We start from the raw sequence: 19,309 nt of genomic DNA on the forward strand, positions 1-19,309 counted from the left end.
GTATAACCGTGAGGAAGTTTAGATTTCGTGCGCATCATGCCACTGCAAAAAACATTGTCAATCCGCCAGAAATCAGGCGGGACGCGGTTTCACGAGCAACGATAGAAGTTTTTTATCCAGCGGAACGGCAACAGAATTATTCTTTATATTATTCCATTGTTTTTATTAATTTATTGGAAAATAACGGCGGGAATATCAGTAGAAAAATTTCATGAATCAATCGCACTTTTTAATTACGCCAGAGCAGGACGCCCTGGCGTAATAGCAATATCAGCTGGCGATCGCCATACCGACGGTCATATGCAGACCATAGAACACACCACGCCCGAGCATCTCACCAACCAGCACCAGTACGAATGCCAGGCTTAACAGCGGCACCGCCGGTTGATAGCCTTTAAGCAGCGGGATCACCCAGCATGCCAGCGCCAGCGCTAACGCCACCACACGCCAGGCCATCAGCGAGCCGTAATCCGGTACCAGCGCCGAAGCCTGCTGAATGGAGCTGTGGATCGTCGACAGCTCGCTGCCTTGCATCAGGGCGACGATGACGCTCGCCACCAGCGCCAGCAAGGTGATAACCGGCAGCAGACGCATTGCCCAGCCGTCAACGCCAGCGACGCGCAGCAGCAGATACCCAAGCAGCGGCCCCCCGATTAACAGCGTCAGGAAGAAGCTCAGCGGCGTCCAGACGCTATACCAGGTCGGGACGGTATCAATGGTGTTGTACACCCGCACCATCATCCAGACGAAGATAACGCCCAGCACCATCGTCGCCACCAGCCAGAGGTTACGCAAGCCGACCGGCAGCTTTTTCATCACTGCCAGCAGCCAGCCAATACCGCCTACGGCGAAGAAGAGCGCACCGCTCGCAATTTCGTTACTCAGTGACGAGGCACCGATGCGGTTAAGCGAGTTAAAGGCCCGCATGGGCGATCCCAGATGCATTGTGGAGGCGATAAAGCCAATCCCCATCAGCACCCATAAACCGAACATGCTCAGCACTACGCGCTGTTGCTGCTCGCGCGATAAATCACCTTTCATCAACGCCAGTGCCAGGACGATAAAACCCCCGGCGACGCACTGTCCAAAGACCGTGAAGATCATCAGCGGCCATTCATGCCATCCACTTCCCATCTCACACCTCCTTCGGGTTGGCCAGATAGCCGGTTGTATCACCGCACGGACGACTGTTAGCGTTCGGTTTGATGACAATACTGGGTTTCGTAAAATGAGCTGATGGCAGCGGAGCTACCGCAGCCAGCTCACCGTGTTTTTTACGCAGCTCTTCAATCGGACCAAAGTCCAGCGCGCGCAGCGGGCAGGATTCGACGCAGATCGGCTTTTTGCCGTCGGCGACACGTTCATAGCAGCCATCACACTTGGTCATGTGTCCTTTCGCCGCGTTGTACTGCGGCGCACCGTACGGACAGGCCATGTGGCAGTAGCGGCAGCCAATACACACATCTTCATCGACGACGACAAACCCGTCATCGCGCTTGTGCATGGCGCCACTCGGACAGACTTTGGTGCAGGCCGGATCTTCACAATGGTTACAGGCAATGGATAAGTAATAGGCAAAGACGTCCTGATGCCAGACGCCATTGTCCTCCTGCCAGTCGCCGCCCGCGTACTCATAAATACGGCGGAAGCTGACGTCAGGCGTTAAGTTTTTGAAGTCTTTACAAGCCAGCTCGCAGGTTTTACAACCGGTACAACGAGCAGAATCGATAAAAAATCCGTATTGAGTTGTCATCGGTTATTCCTTACAGCTTTTCGACCTGGACCAGGTTAGTGTGCGATGGATTGCCTTTCGCCAAAGGCGATGGCCGTTGGGTGGTGAGCACGTTGATGCTCCCCGCCTGATCCACACGTCCTGCGTCCGGGTTATACCAGGCGCCCTCGCCCAATGCGACCACGCCAGGCATCATGCGCGGCGTCACTTTGGCTTCGATATGCACTTCACCACGATCGTTGAAAATACGAATACGATCGCCGTTGGTGATGCCACGTTTCTTCGCATCGAGCGGGTTGATCCACATTTCCTGGCGACAGGCTGCCTTCAGCACATCAACGTTGCCATAGGTCGAGTGCACTCGTGATTTATAGTGAAAACCGGTTAACTGCAGCGGGAATTTCGCGATCAGCGGATCGTTATAGTTTTCAAAACCGGGGGTGTAAATCGGCAGCGGGTCGATCACATCGCCCTCAGGCAGCTCCCAGGTCGCGGCGATGTTGGCCAGCGCCTGCGAGTAGATCTCAATTTTGCCCGATGGGGTGGTCAGCGGATTGGCCTGCGGATCGTCACGGAAGGCTTTATAGGCAACGTGATGCCCTTCCGGGTCGCGCTGTTTGTAAATCCCCTGTTTGCGGAAGGTGTCGAAGTCCGGCAAATCCGGGATCGCCTTGCGGGACAGCTCATGCAGATGGCGCATCCACCCTTCCTGGGTACGGCCTTCGGTAAACTTCTGCTCCACGCCCATGCGTTTTGCCAGCTCGGCGGTCATGTCATAAATGGTCTTGCATTCAAACCGCGGTTTAATCACCTGGTCGGTGAAGATCACGTACGACATGTTGCCGCAGGAGGCATCCAGCGCGAAGTCCATCTGCTCGGAAGCGGTGCAGTCGGGCAGCAGAATATCGGCATATTTTGCCGATGAGGTCATGTGGCAGTCGATCACCACGATCATTTCGCACTTCTTGTCATCCTGCAGGATTTCATGCGTGCGGTTGATATCAGAGTGCTGGTTAATCAGGCAGTTGCCGGCATAGTTCCAGATCATTTTGATCGGCACATCCAGCTTGTCTTTGCCGCGGACACCGTCGCGCAGCGCGGTCATTTCCGGACCCCGTTCAATCGCGTCGGTCCACATAAACATTGAAATGCTGGTTTCAACCGGGTTTTCAAACGTTGGCATACGCTCAAACGGCAGGTCGTAGGAGCCTTCACGCGCGCCGCTGTTGCCGCCATTGATCCCGACGTTACCGGTCAGAATCGCCAGCATTGAAATCGCGCGGGTGGCAATTTCACCATTGGCATGACGCTGCGGTCCCCATCCCTGGCTGATATACGCCGGTTTGGCAGTCGCAATTTCGCGAGCCAGCTGCACGATACGATCGACCGGAATACCGGTGATCGTCGAGGCCCACTGCGGGGTTTTGGCAATACCGTCGCTACCCTGGCCAAGAATATAGGCCTTGTAGTGGCCGTTAGCTGGCGCATCGGCAGGTAACGTTTTTTCGTCATAGCCGACACAGTATTTATCGAGGAATGGCTGATCGACACGGTTTTCGGTAATCATGACCCAGGCCAGCGCGGAGATCAGCGCGGCATCGGTACCGGGACGAATCGGGATCCACTCATCTTCGCGGCCCGCACCGGTATCGGTATAACGCGGATCGACGATGATCATCCGGGCATTGGATTTCTGCCGCGCCTGTTCCAGATAGTAGGTCACCCCGCCACCGCTCATGCGCGTTTCGCCAGGGTTATTACCAAACAGCACCACTAGCTGGCTGTTTTCAATATCCGATGGACTGTTGCCATCGGCCCAGCCACCGTAGGTGTAATTCAGCCCCGCGGCAATTTGCGCCGACGAGTAATCACCATAATGGTTGAGATACCCGCCGCAGCAGTTCATCAGACGTGCGATGAGCGTTTTTCCCGGTGGCCAGGAACGGGTCATGGTGCCGCCGAGGGTGCCGGTGCCGTAGTTCAGATAGATTGACTCGTTTCCGTAGTCTTTAATCAGGCGCTGCATATTGCCGGCAATCGTATCGAAGGCTTCTTCCCAGCTAATGCGCTCGAATTTACCTTCACCACGCTTACCGACGCGCTTCATCGGGTATTTCAGACGATCGGGGTTATAGACCCGACGACGCATTGAACGCCCGCGCAGGCAGGCGCGCACCTGATGCAGGCCGTCATAGTTATCGTCACCGGTATTGTCGGTTTCAACGTATTTGATTTCACCATCAACCACATGCATCCGCAGCGGACAACGGCTACCACAGTTCACGGTACACGCGCTCCAGGTTACCGTCTCATTGACGGGGGCCAGCGCGTTGGCAGCGTGGGCAATACGTGTAAAGGGTAAAGTAAATGCACTGCTGGCCATTGCCAGACCGCCAATGGCCGTGGTTTTCATTAAACCACGCCGGCTTACTTCGGCAGCCAGTAAAGCATCGGGGGCTTTAATTTTCATGGATACTCGCTTTGATTGCTCACAGTTCACTGACAATCGCTATATAGATATTTATATAACGAAATAAGTTTATTATAGTTTTTTATGCTGGATTAACACTGAGGGAGTATGCGGGCATTCACCGGGGGGATTATTGCCCGGCATCAAGAAGGGGGTAAAAAAAAAGCGCCCGAAGGCGCTTTTGAGAGAGCGGTAAAATTTAGCCGATAAATTCAAGGCCGCGCATATAAGGGCGCAGAACTTCCGGAATTTCAATACGGCCATCTGGCTGCTGATAGTTTTCCATCACCGCCACCAGGGTACGACCTACCGCCAGTCCGGAGCCGTTCAGCGTGTGAACCAGACGCGTTTTCTTGTCTGATTTGCTGCGGCAACGAGCCTGCATACGGCGCGCCTGGAAGTCCCAGACGTTGGAGCAGGAGGAGATTTCACGGTAGGTGTTCTGCGCCGGCACCCAGACTTCGAGGTCATAGGTTTTACAGGCGCTGAAGCCCATGTCACCGGTGCACAACGCCACTTTACGGTACGGCAGACCCAGCAGCTGCAGAACTTTCTCCGCATGGCCGGTCATCTCTTCGAGCGCAGCCATGGAATCTTCCGGGCGTACGATCTGCACCATTTCAACTTTGTCGAACTGGTGCATACGGATCAGACCACGGGTATCACGACCGTAGGATCCCGCTTCAGAACGGAAGCACGGCGTGTGGGCGGTCATTTTGATCGGCAGATCGTCTTCGTCGATGATCGCATCGCGAACCAGGTTGGTCAGCGGCACTTCAGCCGTTGGGATCAACGCGTAATTACTACTGTCAGCTTCTTCTTCCAGCGGACGCGTGTGGAACAGATCGCCGGCGAATTTCGGCAGCTGACCGGTACCGTACAGCGTTTCCTGGTTGACCAGATACGGGACGTAGTTTTCGCTATAGCCATGCTGCTCGGTGTGCAGATCCAGCATGAACTGTGCCAGTGCACGATGCAGACGCGCCAGCTGCCCTTTCATGACCACAAAACGGGAACCGGTCAGCTTAACGGCTGCAGCAAAGTCCAGCCCACCGTGCATTTCGCCCAGGGTGACGTGATCGCGGACGTCGAAAGCGAACTCGCGAGGGGTGCCCCAGCGGCTGACTTCAACGTTGTCTTCTTCACTTTTACCCTGCGGAACGTCGTCGTGCGGCACGTTCGGAATGGTCAAGGCGATATCGCGGATTTCCGCCAGCAACACGTCCAGTTCGGCTTTCGCCGCATCCAGCTGTTCGCCAAGTTTGTTCACTTCCAGGCGTAATGGCTCGATATCTTCCCCGCGCGCTTTCGCCTGGCCAATGGATTTCGATCGGGAGTTACGCTCCGCCTGCAGGTTTTCAGTTTCAACCTGCAGAACTTTACGACGCTCTTCCAGAGCGCGCAGTTTATCTACATCCAGCTTAAAGCCCCGGCGTGCCAGTTTTTCAGCGACTGCGTCTGGCTCGGTACGCAGCAGATTGGGATCGAGCATGCTTATCCTGTGCTTATCGAATTAATAAAAGAAAAAGTGGCCGCAGACTACGACCACCGGAATATCTTGATAACCTTACCGCAACGTCTCAGTTAGCGGTAGCGTTTTATGGGGCTATTTTGATCCTGTTCGGTAAGCCAGGCGAGCTTTTCGCCAATTTTACCCTCCAGCCCCCGATTTGTAGGCTGATAATAACGGGTTTGGGCCATTTCCTGCGGGAAATAGGCTTCTCCGGCGGCATAAGCGTTCGGCTCATCATGGGCGTAACGATACTCTTGCCCATACCCCATGTCCTTCATCAGACGGGTTGGCGCGTTGCGCAGATGCACCGGTACATCGTAGTCGGGACGCTCGCGGGCATCGGCCATAGCGGCTTTAAAGGCGGTATAAACTGCGTTGCTTTTCGGGGCACAGGCCAGGTACACAATCGCCTGGGCAATGGCGCGCTCACCTTCTGCCGGCCCCACGCGAGTAAAGCAATCCCAGGCAGCAATCGCCACCTGCATGCCGCGCGGATCGGCATTGCCAACGTCTTCCGATGCAATCGCTAACAGACGACGGGCAACATACAGCGGATCGCCACCGGCGGTAATAATTCGCGCGTACCAGTACAGCGCGGCATCCGGTGAACTGCCGCGTACAGACTTATGCAGCGCGGAGATCAAATCGTAGAAACGGTCGCCTTTATTATCAAAGCGGGCGCTGCGCTCACCGGCAATTTCGGTCAGGAGTGCCGCTTGTAGCACCCGGTTACCGGAGGCGTCGGTCTCGGCCATATCGGCCATCATCTCAAGCGTATTGAGCGCCCGCCGCGCATCGCCGTTCACCAGCCCGGCAATCGCCTGGCGGGTCTCGTCCGGCAGAACGATGTTTTGCCCACCGTAACCGCGCTCCTTATCGTTCATCGCCTGGGTTAATACCTGCTCAATATCATCGCTGGTTAACGATTTCAGCAGATAGACACGCGCCCGGGATAACAGTGCGGAATTGAGTTCAAAAGAGGGGTTTTCCGTCGTCGCACCGATAAAGGTGATGGTGCCGTCTTCAATATGCGGCAGAAACGCATCCTGCTGGCTTTTATTGAAACGATGGACTTCGTCGACAAACAGAATGGTGCGGCGTCCGGCATTGCGGTTTTGCCTGGCACGCTCGATCGCTTCGCGGATCTCTTTCACCCCGGAGGTCACCGCCGACAGGCGTTCGACGTCGGCGCTGGCATAGCGAGCAATCACTTCAGCCAGGGTGGTTTTCCCGGTGCCTGGCGGCCCCCACAGGATCATCGAATGCAGATGCCCGGCTTCAATCGCTCGCGGCAAGGGTTTCCCCGGCGCCAGCAGATGCTGCTGGCCGATGTACTGCGCTAAATTTTCTGGCCGCATACGGGCGGCCAGAGGTTGAAACGCATTGTCGGAAAAATCGAGCGACAGATTGCTCACATTCGCCTCTATTTACGTTGATCGTCCACTGTCACCCCGTTCGGCGGTGTAAACGTGAACTTAGATGCATCGATCGCACCATTTTGCTGTGCTTTCAGCTGGTAGCTGCTGCGCTGGTCATCCTGCTCTACCGCGCTGAACTGGTGAATGGTGCCGTCACGGCCCACATTGATTGTGAACTGCTTCAGGTTGCCGCTACCGCTTTTCGGGGTCAGAACAAAATCATCGCCATTTTGCTTGATATTGTACTGCTGCCAGTCGTTCGCCTGGTTACGGGCAATCAGCATAAACGGCGTGTTGCTGGTGGCGTCTTTCAGCCAGGTCACCGTCGCCTGCTCAACAAACGGGTTATAGAACCACAGCGTTTTGCCGTCGGAGACCAGGATACTTTCATCTGGCTGAGTCATGTGCCAGTTAAAGAGATTAGGGCGTTTCACCCACAGGTCGCCCTGCCCGTCCTGAACCGCATTACCGCTACCATCCGTCACTTTTTGCGTGAAGCTGGCGTGGAAACTGCTCACCTTATCGAGGCGGCCTTTCAAATCACTGGCGGCATCCGCCCAAACCTGGCTGACCATAAAGCCAGACAGTAATGCACAGGTGATTGCGAGTTTTTTCATTGTTATTCCTTAATGTGCGTCACTCCCGACGCGGGAGCCTCTTCTGCCCCTAATTTAGGACCGCCTGAGGCGGCGGGACAGAAGACAATGCTGATTTTGCGCTTATTTACCCAACTTTGCACTTACTCGAAGGGAGGCGGCGCCAGCACTTCACGGTTGCCGTTATGGCCCTGTTCGCTGACGATACCCTGCGCTTCCATTTGCTCGATGATACGGGCTGCGCGGTTGTAACCGATACGGAACTGACGCTGCACGCCGGAAATCGACGCTTTACGCTTTTCAGTCACGAAGTTCACCGCCTGATCGAACAACGGATCCAGCTCTTCCGATCCGTCAAAACCACCGCCGCCGCCTTCGCTTTCGCTATCCGACGTGATGCCGTCGACATACTGCGGACGTCCGCGAGCTTTCCAGTCCTGGACTACCGCGTGAACTTCCTGGTCGCGTACAAACGCGCCATGCACACGAACCGGCATGGTGGAGTTCGGCCCGGAGTAGAGCATATCCCCCATGCCCAGCAGCGATTCGGCCCCACCCTGATCGAGGATGGTACGCGAGTCAATTTTACTCGACACGGTGAAGGCGATACGCGTCGGGATGTTCGCTTTGATCAGGCCCGTGATCACATCGACGGACGGACGCTGCGTTGCCAGCACCAGGTGAATACCCGCGGCACGCGCTTTCTGCGCCAGACGTGCGATCAGCTCTTCTACCTTCTTGCCGACGGTCATCATCAGGTCGGCGAATTCATCCACCAGAACCACGATATACGGCAGCTTTTCAAGCACCGGATGCACGGCATCCATGCTGTCGCCCGGTTTCCAGTACGGATCCGGGATCGGACGTCCCATCCGCGCCGCTTCGGCGATTTTCTCGTTGTAACCCGCGAGGTTACGCACGCCGAGCGCCGACATCAGCTTGTAGCGACGTTCCATCTCGTTCACGCTCCAGCGCAAGGCGTTGGCGGCGTCTTTCATGTCCGTGACCACTTCGGTTAACAGATGCGGGATACCTTCATAGACCGACAGTTCAAGCATTTTCGGGTCGATCATGATGAAACGCACATCTTCCGGCTGCGCTTTATAGAGCATGCTGAGGATCATAGCGTTCACACCGACCGATTTACCGGAACCGGTGGTACCGGCAACCAGCAGGTGCGGCATTTTCGCCAGATCGGCCACCACCGGATCGCCGGCGATATCTTTCCCCAACACCACGGTCAGCGGCGATGGGTTATCGCGGAATTTCGTGCAGTCCAGCACTTCACGCAGGTAGACGGTCTGACGCTTTTTATTCGGCAGCTCCAGGCCAACGTACGGTTTGCCCGGAATGACTTCCACGACGCGAACCGCGACGGTAGAGAGCGATCGCGCCAGATCCCGTGACAGGTTTGAAATACGCGCGGCCTTCACGCCAGGCGCCAGATTCAGCTCGAAGCGAGTGATCACCGGACCCGGAGAGTAGTTCACAACATCGGCCTTGATGCGGAAATCGGCCAGACGGGCTTCCACCAGACGCGCCATTTGCTCAAGTGCAAACGTATCAACCGGTTCGATCTCGGCTGGCGGTGGCGTCAGCAGATCCAGAGAAGGCAGCGGCGTCGTCGGACGCGGCACCGGATGGCTGTTGCCATTACGCATCAGCAGCGGGTGAATCAGGCTCTCCTGCGGCGGCTGAGCGGTGCTCTGCGAAGGCGCATGTGCCTGCTGCTGCGGCTGATAGCTTTGGGCTGCAGGATGAACCTGCGGCGCCATCTGCGGATGCTGCACCGGCTGGTGTACCTGCTGTTGATGCACTGGCTGCTGATGCACCGGTTGAGAAACCTGAGGCTGCATCGCTGGCGGCGGCGTCACCGGCTGCTGGTAGTGCTGCTGATTATGCTGCTGTACCGGCGGTTGCGCTTCTGGCGTCGGGGTAAACAGCGGCGCTTTCGGCGTGTCGTCAACCAGCGCTTTCATCGGTGAAAAATCATAATCTGCCGGGGTGAACGGCGTCGCGCCCTGCGGCTGTTCGCTGCTATAACGCTGCTGCTGAGAAGCCGCAAACTGGCGGGCCAGCTCGGCTTCAGCAGCACCGTCATCGTCGTCTTCATCCGATGCGTAGACTTCCCCGTAGCGCTGCTGCTGGGTCGCGGCAAACTGGCGAGCCAGCTCGTCCTGCTCCAACGCATCGACTTCTTCGTCCGTTAACGGTTCATCATCATAATTCTGGTCGAACTCGGCTTTACGGGCCTGTTCTTCAGCCATGCGCTGCGACGGGAGTTTAATGCCGTAGGATGCCAGCTCACGGCGTGTCGGAACGCGGACATGGTTAGGACGCGGCAGTTTTGGACCAATCCCTTCTTTCACCTGCACGCGCGGCCCACCGGATGCCGGACTGAACAGCGGTGCGGCAGAAGATGCCACAGAAGCAGCGGCTACCGTTGCCGCCGTGGCTGCCGGGCCGGTGGCCTGATGCACGCCGGCAGCAAGTGCGCTGACAGCCGCAGCCTCAGCGGCAGGTGCCGGGGCCGGCGCTGACGTTATCGGCCGAGTGGCGACCGGGCTGGCTGGCTCAGGAATCGGCTGATACCAGGCGGCCAGCTGTTCGCGCTCACGCGCCCGCTTCTCTTCGACTTCTTCGAAATAGTACATCGGCGGACGCTGCGGTTTCACATCCTCCTGCGGCGCTTCAGGCTCAACCGCAGGCGCAGAAGAAACCGGCGGCTCTGGCTGATACGCCGGCTGCTGTACCGGTGCCTGCTCAGGCTGATAGGCCTGATGCTGCGGATAAGTCGGCTCCGGCTGATACACCGGCTGCTGTACCGGTGCCTGCTCAGGCTGGTAGGCCTGATGCTGCGGGTACGTCGGTTCTGGCTGATACACCGGCTGCTGTATCGGCGCCTGCTCAGGCTGGTAGGCCTGATGCTGCGGGTAAGTCGGCTCCGGCTGATACACCGGCTGCTGTACCGGCGCCTGCTCAGGCTGATAGACCTGATGCTGCGGATAAGTCGGCTCCGGCTGATACACCGGCTGCTGTACCGGCGCCTGCTCACGCTGATAAGCCTGATGCTGCGGGTAAGTCGGATCTGGCTGATAAACCGGCGGCTGTACCGCTTCCGGTTGATACGCCGTTTGCGGCGCAAGGCCGGCCTCTGACTCGGCCCACGCCTGCGGTGCCGCGGTCGCGGCGGCTGCAGAGGTCAGCGGGTCGGCAATATTGTGGCCATTCAGCAACGGGTCGTACGGGTCAAAATCACCAGGACGCGTTGCGCTGGCGCCAGAGAACAGGACATCGTCAGCATCTGCCGGACGTGCTGCGCTGGAACCGGAGAAGAGCACATCATCAGCCGCAACGGGAGCGCCCTTCGCGCTGAACTGCACCTCTTCTTCGGCATCGTCCATGCGCTTGCCGGAGAACAGCGCAGCATCGGTCTTGCGCCCCATCGGGTTAGAGAATTTTTCTGCCAGACGCTGCCGACGCGCTAAGGCGCTGCGTAAAATACGTGCGCGGCGCGACCCTTGCGGTTTCGCGTCGTCGTCGACGTCATCTTCATCATCTTCGTATTCGTCCTCATCCACCCAGGTGTCGTCGCGACGGGTACGGTTGCTGGCGAAGGTAAGGATAGAAAGGATAGCGCCGCCGAGTTTTTCGGCGATGCTCACCCATGACCAGCCGGTAAACAGCGTTAAACCCGCCGCCCAGATACACAGCAGTGCGATCGTGCCGCCGCTGCTGTGCAGCAACGGTTGCAGGGTGGTGCTCAGCAAGCTGCCGATAACGCCACCGGACGCGAAATACCAGATATCATCGGCATTGATTGACGCCAGACCGCAGGAGGTGAGGATCAGCGCCAGTGCGCCAATCAGCCGTAACGAGACGGCGAAATAGTCGATGTACTCGTCGTTCGTCTGGTTACGCCAGGCAAACCAGCATCCGCCGATGATGATCACCGGAATGGTGTAAGCCATCACGCCAAAGATGAAAAATAGCGTATCGGCAAGCCAGGCGCCGGGTATGCCGCCTATGTTGTGAATGGGTTCGTGCCAGGCCGTTTGTGACCAGCTAGGATCCGAGGGATTAAAGCTCAGTAATGCTGCCATCAGCCAGATGGCAAACAGAGAGCAAAGGATGAGTAACGCCTCAAGGAGTCGGCGCCCGCTGCTTAACTTTGTCAGTTTGACTTCTTTGTCTTCGGTGTATTCCTGGCTCAAAAAAGGCTCTCCAGGTATCAGGCTGTTTCCTGCCTGCTGCTAAAACGGACAACAGTGCCGGGTCTCCCCGGCACTGTTGCTGTATGGATTAACAGGAGTGTAATCAAACTGCGACGAGTTTGCACCTGTTCCGTGTTAGCGCGTCTTAATAACCAGACGATTGCTTTGCTTGACTTCTTCCATTACCACATAGGTACGGGTGTCGTTTACACCCGGCAGGCGCAGCAGGGTTTCGCCCAGTAATTTGCGATACGCTGACATATCCGGTACACGGGTTTTCAACAGATAGTCGAAATCACCGGAAACCAGATGACACTCTTGAATTTCTTCAAGTTTTTGCACAGCGGAGTTAAATTGCTCAAACACATCCGGCGCGCCACGATTCAGAGTAATCTCAACAAATACCAGAAGTGATGCATCCAGATAATGCGGGTTGAGCAGCGCCGTATAGCCCTGAATAAAACCCTGTCTTTCCAGTCGACGCACGCGCTCAAGGCAAGGCGTCGGTGAAAGTCCCACCCGTTTAGAAAGCTCGACGTTTGAAATACGCCCGTCTTTTTGCAGCTCATTCAAAATATTACGATCGATGCGGTCGAGATCTTTGCCAGGGCGCTTCTTGCTATCTACCATTATTATTGTCTCTCTGTATTCCTTCCCTACTCCTGTTCCGACTCAGAGCCTTCACTGCCCGAGTCCATCCTGTTATTACCCTTTACGACATTGAGTAACCCAGGGGTACGTGAGAAGCCCGTTGCCTGACGGCAGTCACCAACATCACGCATGGCGTCTGTCCACACCATGCGTAGATTTCGCTAACCCGGATAAAAATGGCATTTGCGTGCATGAAAATTCGCCACACGCGAAACACTTTTTTTTCTTCCATGAATGTTTTCGCAAAAGCACAGGGGATTGTCAAAGCAAAACATCGATTTTTAGTACAAGATGCCAGATATTCATTATACCCCCCCGTTGATTCTCATGTTTTCATCTTATAATTGTCCCGCTGACAGTAGAATTAGTTATATTCCTCGTTCGTAAAATCACCAATTCATCGGCTACTTCTATTGCACACATCGTTAACAAAATCGCTGTGCTCTTTTTTTACGACAACAAATTCCCTACAATCCAGCCCAATGTATGCCAATAAATTATGGGGATCTCATGGGCACGACCAAACACAGTAAACTGCTTATTCTTGGTTCTGGACCTGCGGGATATACCGCTGCCGTCTACGCAGCGCGCGCAAACCTGCAACCAGTGCTGATTACCGGCATGGAAAAAGGGGGTCAGTTGACCACCACGACAGAAGTGGAAAACTGGCCTGGCGATCCGAACGATCTGACCGGCCCGCTGCTGATGGAACGCATGCATGAGCATGCAACAAAGTTTGATACCGAAATTATTTTCGACCATATCAACAGCGTCGATCTGCAGAACCGCCCTTTCCGTCTGGTGGGTGACAGCGGTGAATACACCTGTGACGCCTTAATTATCGCCACCGGCGCGTCTGCACGTTATCTGGGACTGCCATCGGAAGAAGCGTTCAAAGGCCGCGGCGTATCCGCCTGTGCAACCTGTGACGGTTTCTTCTACCGTAACCAGAAAGTCGCCGTGATCGGCGGCGGCAACACCGCGGTTGAAGAAGCGCTGTATCTGTCTAACATCGCCTCCGAAGTCCATCTGATTCACCGTCGTGATTCGTTCCGCGCCGAAAAAATCCTCATTAATCGCCTGATGGATAAAGTGGCAAACGGCAACATCGTGCTGCACACCCATCGTACCCTGGAAGAGGTTACCGGCGATCAAATGGGCGTGAGCGGTCTGCGCCTGCGCGACACACAAAATAGCGACAATATCGAGTCTCTGGACGTTGCCGGTCTGTTTGTTGCTATCGGCCACAGCCCTAACACCGCCATCTTTGAAGGTCAGCTGGCGCTGGAAAACGGCTATATCAAAGTACAGTCTGGGATCCACGGCAACGCCACCCAGACCAGCGTTCCGGGCGTCTTCGCCGCAGGCGATGTGATGGACCACATCTATCGTCAGGCGATCACCTCTGCCGGTACCGGATGCATGGCGGCACTGGATGCCGAGCGTTATCTTGATGGTTTAGCCGACGCGTGCAAATAATCTTTACAAGTCAGTAACAAAGGTAAAGAAGGCGACGAAAAGTCGCCTTTATTTTTTCCTCGTTGTAACATTGCCCAGCCTAAAAACCTCATAACTACACCTGCAAAGTGCGCAATGAATAAAACCCGTCAGCAAGAGTTAACACGTTGGTTAAAAAATCAAAGCATTCTCTCCCGTCGCTGGTTGATGATTTCCCGTGCCTTGGGGGTCATTAGCGGTCTGCTGCTCGTCGGCCAGGCCTGGCTGCTGGCGCGGATCCTTCATCGTATGATCATGGAGAATATTCCGGCAACGGCGCTGGTGCTGCCGTTTATTGTGCTGGCATTAATTTTTATTCTCCGTGCCTGGGTGGTGTGGTTCCGCGAACGAGTGGGGTTCATGGCCGGACAGCATATTCGTTGCGAAATCCGCCGCCAGGTGCTCGATCGCTTACAGCAGGCGGGCCCGGCATGGATTCAGGGCAAACCAGCAGGAAGCTGGGCGACGCTCATTCTTGAGCAAATCGATGATATGCACGACTACTACGCGCGCTATCTGCCGCAGATGACGCTGGCGGCCTGCGTACCGTTGCTGATTGTCCTGACTATTTTCCCGATTAACTGGGCAGCCGCACTGATTCTGCTTGGTACCGCACCGCTGATCCCGCTGTTTATGGCGATGGTCGGCATGGGCGCGGCTGATGCCAACCGCCGTAACTTTCTGGCGCTGGCCCGGTTAAGCGGCCATTTCCTCGACCGCCTGCGCGGCATGGAGACGCTGCGACTGTTTCACCGCGGTGAAGCAGAAACCGACAATATTCGTGAAGCATCCCAGGATTTCCGCCAGCGGACGATGGAAGTGTTACGCCTCGCCTTTCTCTCGTCGGGCGTGCTGGAGTTTTTCACCTCCCTCTCTATTGCGCTGGTGGCGGTCTATTTCGGCTTCTCCTATCTCGGCGAGCTGAATTTCGGCCATTATGGCGTCGGGGTGACCTTGATGTCGGGTTTCCTGACCCTGATCCTGGCGCCGGAGTTTTTCCAGCCGCTGCGTGATTTGGGCACCTTCTACCACGCCAAAGCGCAGGCCATTGGCGCCGCGGACAGCCTGAAGACGTTTATGGAAACGCCGCTGGCACAGGATAAAAAAGGTGAAAAAGTGCTCAGTGACAATGAGCTGATTCGCCTTGAAGCGCATGATTTGTTGATTAAGTCCCCGGAAGGAAAAACGCTGGCGGGTCCGATCAACTTTACGCTTCCAGCCGGCAAGCGCGTGGTACTGGTGGGCCAAAGTGGTTCGGGGAAAAGCTCACTCCTCAACACCCTAACCGGTTTTCTTCCTTACGAAGGTTCGCTGCTGGTCAACGGTATTGAACTGCGCGACCTCGACGCCAGCCGCTGGCATCGCCTGCTCAGTTGGGTGGGCCAGAACCCTCAACTCCCGGCGGCAACCCTGCGTGAAAACGTGCTGCTGGCCTGGCCAGAAGCCACCGACGCACAGCTTCAGCTAGCGCTGGATAAAGCCTGGGTCAGTGAATTTGTCTCTCAGCTGCCGCAAGGCATTCACACGCCGGTCGGCGATCAGGCCGGTCGCCTGTCCGTCGGCCAGGCACAGCGCATTGCCGTGGCGCGCGCGCTGCTGGTGCCCTGCCGTCTGCTGCTATTAGATGAACCTGCAGCCAGCCTCGATGCCCATAGCGAGCAGCGGGTGATGCAGGCGTTGTTTAACGCCTCGTCGCAACAAACCACGCTGATGGTCACCCACCAGTTGGAAGGTCTCGCCGATTGGGATGCGATTTGGGTGATGCGGGATGGTCAGATTGTCGAACAGGGTACCTATGCTCAGTTGGCCGCCGCCGAGGGTCATTTTGCGACCCTGCTAGCCCACCGTCAGGAGGAGATTTAAATGCGTGCATTACTGCCTTATCTGGCGTTGTACAAGCGGCATATCTGGCTGCTGACGATCGGCGTAGTCCTGGCGATTATCACCCTGCTGGCCAGCATTGGCCTGCTGACGCTTTCGGGCTGGTTCTTATCCGCCAGTGCCGTAGTGGGAGTCGCCGGCATCTACAGCTTCAACTATATGCTCCCGGCCGCAGGCGTGCGTGGTGCGGCAATTCTGCGTACCGCCGGTCGCTATTTTGAGCGTCTTGTCAGCCATGACGCCACCTTCCGCGTGCTGCAACATCTGCGGGTATTCACCTTCAGCAAACTGCTGCCGCTCTCCCCTGCCGGGCTGGCGCGTTTTCGTCAGGGTGAACTCCTTAACCGGGTGGTTGCCGACGTCGATACGCTGGACCACCTCTACTTGCGGGTGATCTCCCCGCTGGTTGGCGCGCTGGTTGTCATTCTGGTGGTTACCGCTGGCCTGAGTATTCTCGACGTCACGCTGGCGCTGACTCTGGGCGGGATCATGCTGTTAACGCTGGTTATTTTGCCGCCGCTGTTTTATCGCGCCGGAAAACCGACGGGTGAACATATCACCCAGCAGCGCGGACAATATCGCCAGCAGTTGACCTCCTGGTTACAAGGCCAGGCAGAGCTGATGCTGTTCAGCGCCAGTGACCGCTACCGGGCGCAGATGGAAAAGACCGAACAGCGCTGGCAGGAAGCACAACGTCGCCAGGCGGATCTCACTGCCCTGTCGCAGGCGTTGATGCTGCTGATTGGCGGTATCGCGGTGATTGCCATGCTGTGGCTGGCCTCTGCCGGGGTTGGCGGAAACAGCCAGCCTGGCGCGCTGATCGCCCTGTTTGTTTTTTGCGCCCTGGCCGCATTTGAAGCGCTGGCCCCGGTCACCGGCGCGTTTCAGCATCTTGGTCAGGTCATTGCTTCCGCTCGTCGGATCACGCAAATTACCGAACAACAGCCAGAAGTCACTTTCGTGCCTGGTGCGGAACAAGCGCCTGAGCGGGTTGCGCTGACCCTGGATAAGGTCACCTTTAGCTATCCGCAACAGCCGGCTCCGGCGCTGGATACCGTCTCGTTGCAGGTCAAGGCAGGCGAGCATATCGCGATTCTGGGGCGTACCGGCTGCGGCAAATCGACACTGTTGCAACTTCTGACCCGCGCCTGGGATCCGGCGCAGGGTGAGATCCTGCTTAACGGTCAACCGTTAACGCACATCAATGAAGCTTCCCTGCGTCGGGCGATGAGCGTTGTTCCTCAGCGGGTGCATCTGTTCAGCGCCACGCTGCGCGACAACCTGCTGCTGGCCGCCCCTGGCGCCAGCGATGCTCAGCTCACCAGCACCCTGGAACGCGTGGGTCTGGAGAAACTGCTGGAAGACAGCGGCCTCAATGCCTGGTTGGGTGAAGGCGGTCGTCAACTTTCCGGCGGCGAGCTACGCCGGCTGGCCATCGCCCGTGCCCTGCTGCATGATGCGCCGCTGATGCTGCTTGATGAGCCCACCGAAGGGCTTGATGCGACAACAGAAAGCCAAATCCTTGATTTACTGAGTGACGTGATGCGTGAAAAAACCGTCCTGATGGTTACCCACCGTCTGCGCGGACTGGCACGTTTTAATCAGATAATTATCATGGACAACGGGAAGATTATTGAGCAAGGTAATCACGCAGAACTGCTGGCGAAACAAGGGCGTTATTACCAGTTTAAACAGCGTCTGTAGACGGGATATTTCCCCTCGTTTTGCGTATATACTTTAGGCGTTTCAGGGCACCGACATGGTGCCCTTGTGCCAGCCGTTAGCCTGAAACGACAACGGTGGTGGCTAGCTGAAACGCCACGAGTCTATTGGACAATTGCCTGGTGCGTATTGAGGTTAAAATGCGTCTGGTTCAGCTCTCCCGTCAGTCCATTGCCTTCCCTTCCCCGGAAGGCGCCCTGCGCGAACCGAATGGCCTGCTGGCGCTCGGCGGCGATCTCAGCCCGTCACGCCTGTTGATGGCCTATCAGCACGGCATTTTCCCCTGGTTCTCTCCGGGCGATCCTATTTTATGGTGGTCTCCCGATCCCCGCGCGGTCCTGTGGCCAGAACAGTTTCACCTCAGCCGCAGCATGAAGCGTTTTCACCAACGCTCTCCCTATCGCGTCACGCTCAACCATGCATTTGGCCAGGTCATTGAAGGTTGCGCCGAGAACCGTGACGAAGGCACGTGGATCACCCCCGGCATCGTTAAGGCCTATCACCAGCTCCATGAGCTGGGCCATGCGCACTCGATTGAAGTCTGGCAAGACGACACCCTGGTGGGCGGCATGTATGGCGTGGCTCAGGGGGCGTTGTTTTGTGGTGAGTCGATGTTCAGCCATGCAGAAAATGCCTCAAAAACGGCGTTACTGATTTTCTGCCAGTCATTTAGCCGCGACGGCGGTAAATTGATTGACTGCCAGGTGCTGAATAATCATACGGCATCGCTGGGGGCCGTCGAAATCCCCCGCCGTGATTACCTTGACCGTCTGGCCGAATTGCGTACCCGCCGCCTGCCTGCGCGGTTTTGGGTACCGAGGGTGCTATTTGCCGGCCACGAGTAAATGTTTTCAGCACATTTTTCACCATGATGGTATAATTGCGCCGTAGAGTAGCTTCTGCCTGTTGCCCCGCCGCCGTTTGGGAATCATAAGAGTCAGATAACGCCCATCGTTCTGTCACTCCCCCTTTACGTTTGCGCCTGTCATACGGCTTTTCCGTGTGGATTACGGGCAATGCGCCAAAACTACTTCAGAAATTTATATCCTGAACAATTTAGGATGCGTCGGGTTGGCAACGTTAAGCCCCTGGCAGCATCAATAACTATGTGACCGCGTAAGCGAAGACAGCCAGAAAGATAAACGTCTATACCCTAAATAATTTGATTTGCAGGCAGACGGCGACGCAGGGAATCCGCAGAAGCTTACCGAAGAAAGTGACTGTGGTGAACGAGGACAGCCAATGCTCATGCAATTTGAAGTATGCCGGGTATAACGTAAAACTTTACTTACTCGCTGAACTTCGGCATTATCTTGCCGGTTCAAAACTACGGTAGTGATACCCCAGAGGACTAGATGGCCAAAGAAGACAATATTGAAATGCAGGGCACCGTACTTGACACGTTGCCTAACACAATGTTCCGCGTAGAACTGGAAAACGGTCACGTGGTAACTGCGCATATTTCCGGTAAAATGCGTAAGAACTACATCCGCATTCTGACGGGCGACAAAGTGACTGTTGAGCTGACCCCGTACGACCTGAGCAAAGGCCGCATTGTCTTCCGTAGTCGCTGATAGTTTTCCGCCCTCGTGGCGTCAGATGCTGAAGGCCGGGA

At 56.2% G+C, this 19,309-nt stretch carries 13 protein-coding genes; 5 read left to right on the forward strand and 8 right to left on the reverse strand.

Annotated features, from left to right (window positions below; translation table 11 throughout):
• Positions 1-270: 270 nt before the first annotated feature.
• From HF679_RS10350 to lrp, 8 genes are all read right to left on the reverse strand, one after another.
• A complete protein-coding gene (locus tag HF679_RS10350) occupies positions 271-1,134 on the reverse strand; it encodes a dimethyl sulfoxide reductase anchor subunit family protein (protein WP_123756162.1) in 864 nt (287 codons plus the stop codon).
• Position 1,135: 1 nt separating this feature from the next.
• Positions 1,136-1,753, reverse strand: coding sequence for a DMSO/selenate family reductase complex B subunit (locus tag HF679_RS10355; RefSeq protein ID WP_123756161.1), 618 nt, complete (start codon positions 1,751-1,753; stop codon positions 1,136-1,138).
• Between the two features lie 10 nt (positions 1,754-1,763).
• The gene (gene dmsA, locus HF679_RS10360; protein ID WP_154143397.1) at positions 1,764-4,202 is read right to left on the reverse strand and encodes a dimethylsulfoxide reductase subunit A; all 2,439 of its coding nucleotides are present in this window, start codon (positions 4,200-4,202) and stop codon (positions 1,764-1,766) included.
• A 199-nt stretch (positions 4,203-4,401) separates the two neighbouring features.
• A complete protein-coding gene (serS, locus tag HF679_RS10365) occupies positions 4,402-5,694 on the reverse strand; it encodes a serine--tRNA ligase (RefSeq protein ID WP_123756159.1) in 1,293 nt (430 codons plus the stop codon).
• 92 nt (positions 5,695-5,786) lie between these two features.
• Complete coding sequence (locus HF679_RS10370) at positions 5,787-7,130, reverse strand: replication-associated recombination protein A (RefSeq protein WP_123756158.1); 1,344 nt, start codon at positions 7,128-7,130, stop codon at positions 5,787-5,789.
• A gap of 8 nt (positions 7,131-7,138) precedes the next feature.
• Complete coding sequence (lolA, locus tag HF679_RS10375; RefSeq protein ID WP_123756157.1) at positions 7,139-7,750, reverse strand: outer membrane lipoprotein chaperone LolA; 612 nt, start codon at positions 7,748-7,750, stop codon at positions 7,139-7,141.
• A 122-nt stretch (positions 7,751-7,872) separates the two neighbouring features.
• Positions 7,873-11,943: a DNA translocase FtsK gene (ftsK, locus tag HF679_RS10380; RefSeq protein WP_187042950.1), complete on the reverse strand. Its 4,071-nt coding sequence runs from the start codon at positions 11,941-11,943 to the stop codon at positions 7,873-7,875.
• A gap of 135 nt (positions 11,944-12,078) precedes the next feature.
• Complete coding sequence (lrp, locus tag HF679_RS10385) at positions 12,079-12,573, reverse strand: leucine-responsive transcriptional regulator Lrp (protein ID WP_002439523.1); 495 nt, start codon at positions 12,571-12,573, stop codon at positions 12,079-12,081.
• Between the two features lie 531 nt (positions 12,574-13,104).
• On the opposite strand from lrp, the gene trxB reads away from it, so the two are divergent.
• The 5 genes from trxB (at position 13,105) to infA (ending at position 19,268) form a co-directional block, all read left to right on the forward strand.
• Positions 13,105-14,073, forward strand: a complete 969-nt coding sequence (trxB, locus tag HF679_RS10390; RefSeq protein ID WP_123756155.1) for a thioredoxin-disulfide reductase — start codon at positions 13,105-13,107, stop codon at positions 14,071-14,073.
• Positions 14,074-14,187: 114 nt separating this feature from the next.
• Positions 14,188-15,954: a heme ABC transporter permease/ATP-binding protein CydD gene (gene cydD / locus HF679_RS10395; protein ID WP_187042951.1), complete on the forward strand. Its 1,767-nt coding sequence runs from the start codon at positions 14,188-14,190 to the stop codon at positions 15,952-15,954.
• Positions 15,955-17,676, forward strand: a complete 1,722-nt coding sequence (gene cydC / locus HF679_RS10400; protein WP_123756153.1) for a heme ABC transporter ATP-binding protein/permease CydC — start codon at positions 15,955-15,957, stop codon at positions 17,674-17,676. It begins immediately after the preceding gene.
• 158 nt (positions 17,677-17,834) lie between these two features.
• On the forward strand, positions 17,835-18,539 hold the full coding sequence (gene aat / locus HF679_RS10405) for a leucyl/phenylalanyl-tRNA--protein transferase (protein WP_123756152.1): 705 nt from the start codon (positions 17,835-17,837) through the stop codon (positions 18,537-18,539).
• A 510-nt stretch (positions 18,540-19,049) separates the two neighbouring features.
• Entirely contained in the window at positions 19,050-19,268 is a 219-nt protein-coding gene (gene infA, locus HF679_RS10410) for a translation initiation factor IF-1 (RefSeq protein WP_002211347.1), read from the forward strand.
• Positions 19,269-19,309 lie beyond the last annotated feature (41 nt).

Origin of the sequence: Enterobacter sp. JUb54, assembly GCF_014298075.1 — a bacterium.
Lineage (GTDB): Bacteria > Pseudomonadota > Gammaproteobacteria > Enterobacterales > Enterobacteriaceae > Klebsiella > Klebsiella lignicola.

What these genes read in the sequence shown, in the direction of transcription:
- HF679_RS10350 (WP_123756162.1), bottom strand. Translation starts at nt 1,134, where the DNA reads ATGGGAAGTGGATGGCATGAATGGCCGCTGATGATCTTCACGGTCTTT.
- HF679_RS10355 (WP_123756161.1), bottom strand. Translation starts at nt 1,753, where the DNA reads ATGACAACTCAATACGGATTTTTTATCGATTCTGCTCGTTGTACCGGT.
- dmsA (WP_154143397.1), bottom strand. Translation starts at nt 4,202, where the DNA reads ATGAAAATTAAAGCCCCCGATGCTTTACTGGCTGCCGAAGTAAGCCGG.
- serS (WP_123756159.1), bottom strand. Translation starts at nt 5,694, where the DNA reads ATGCTCGATCCCAATCTGCTGCGTACCGAGCCAGACGCAGTCGCTGAA.
- lolA (WP_123756157.1), bottom strand. Translation starts at nt 7,750, where the DNA reads ATGAAAAAACTCGCAATCACCTGTGCATTACTGTCTGGCTTTATGGTC.
- lrp (WP_002439523.1), bottom strand. Translation starts at nt 12,573, where the DNA reads ATGGTAGATAGCAAGAAGCGCCCTGGCAAAGATCTCGACCGCATCGAT.
- trxB (WP_123756155.1), top strand. Translation starts at nt 13,105, where the DNA reads ATGGGCACGACCAAACACAGTAAACTGCTTATTCTTGGTTCTGGACCT.
- cydD (WP_187042951.1), top strand. Translation starts at nt 14,188, where the DNA reads ATGAATAAAACCCGTCAGCAAGAGTTAACACGTTGGTTAAAAAATCAA.
- cydC (WP_123756153.1), top strand. Translation starts at nt 15,955, where the DNA reads ATGCGTGCATTACTGCCTTATCTGGCGTTGTACAAGCGGCATATCTGG.
- aat (WP_123756152.1), top strand. Translation starts at nt 17,835, where the DNA reads ATGCGTCTGGTTCAGCTCTCCCGTCAGTCCATTGCCTTCCCTTCCCCG.
- infA (WP_002211347.1), top strand. Translation starts at nt 19,050, where the DNA reads ATGGCCAAAGAAGACAATATTGAAATGCAGGGCACCGTACTTGACACG.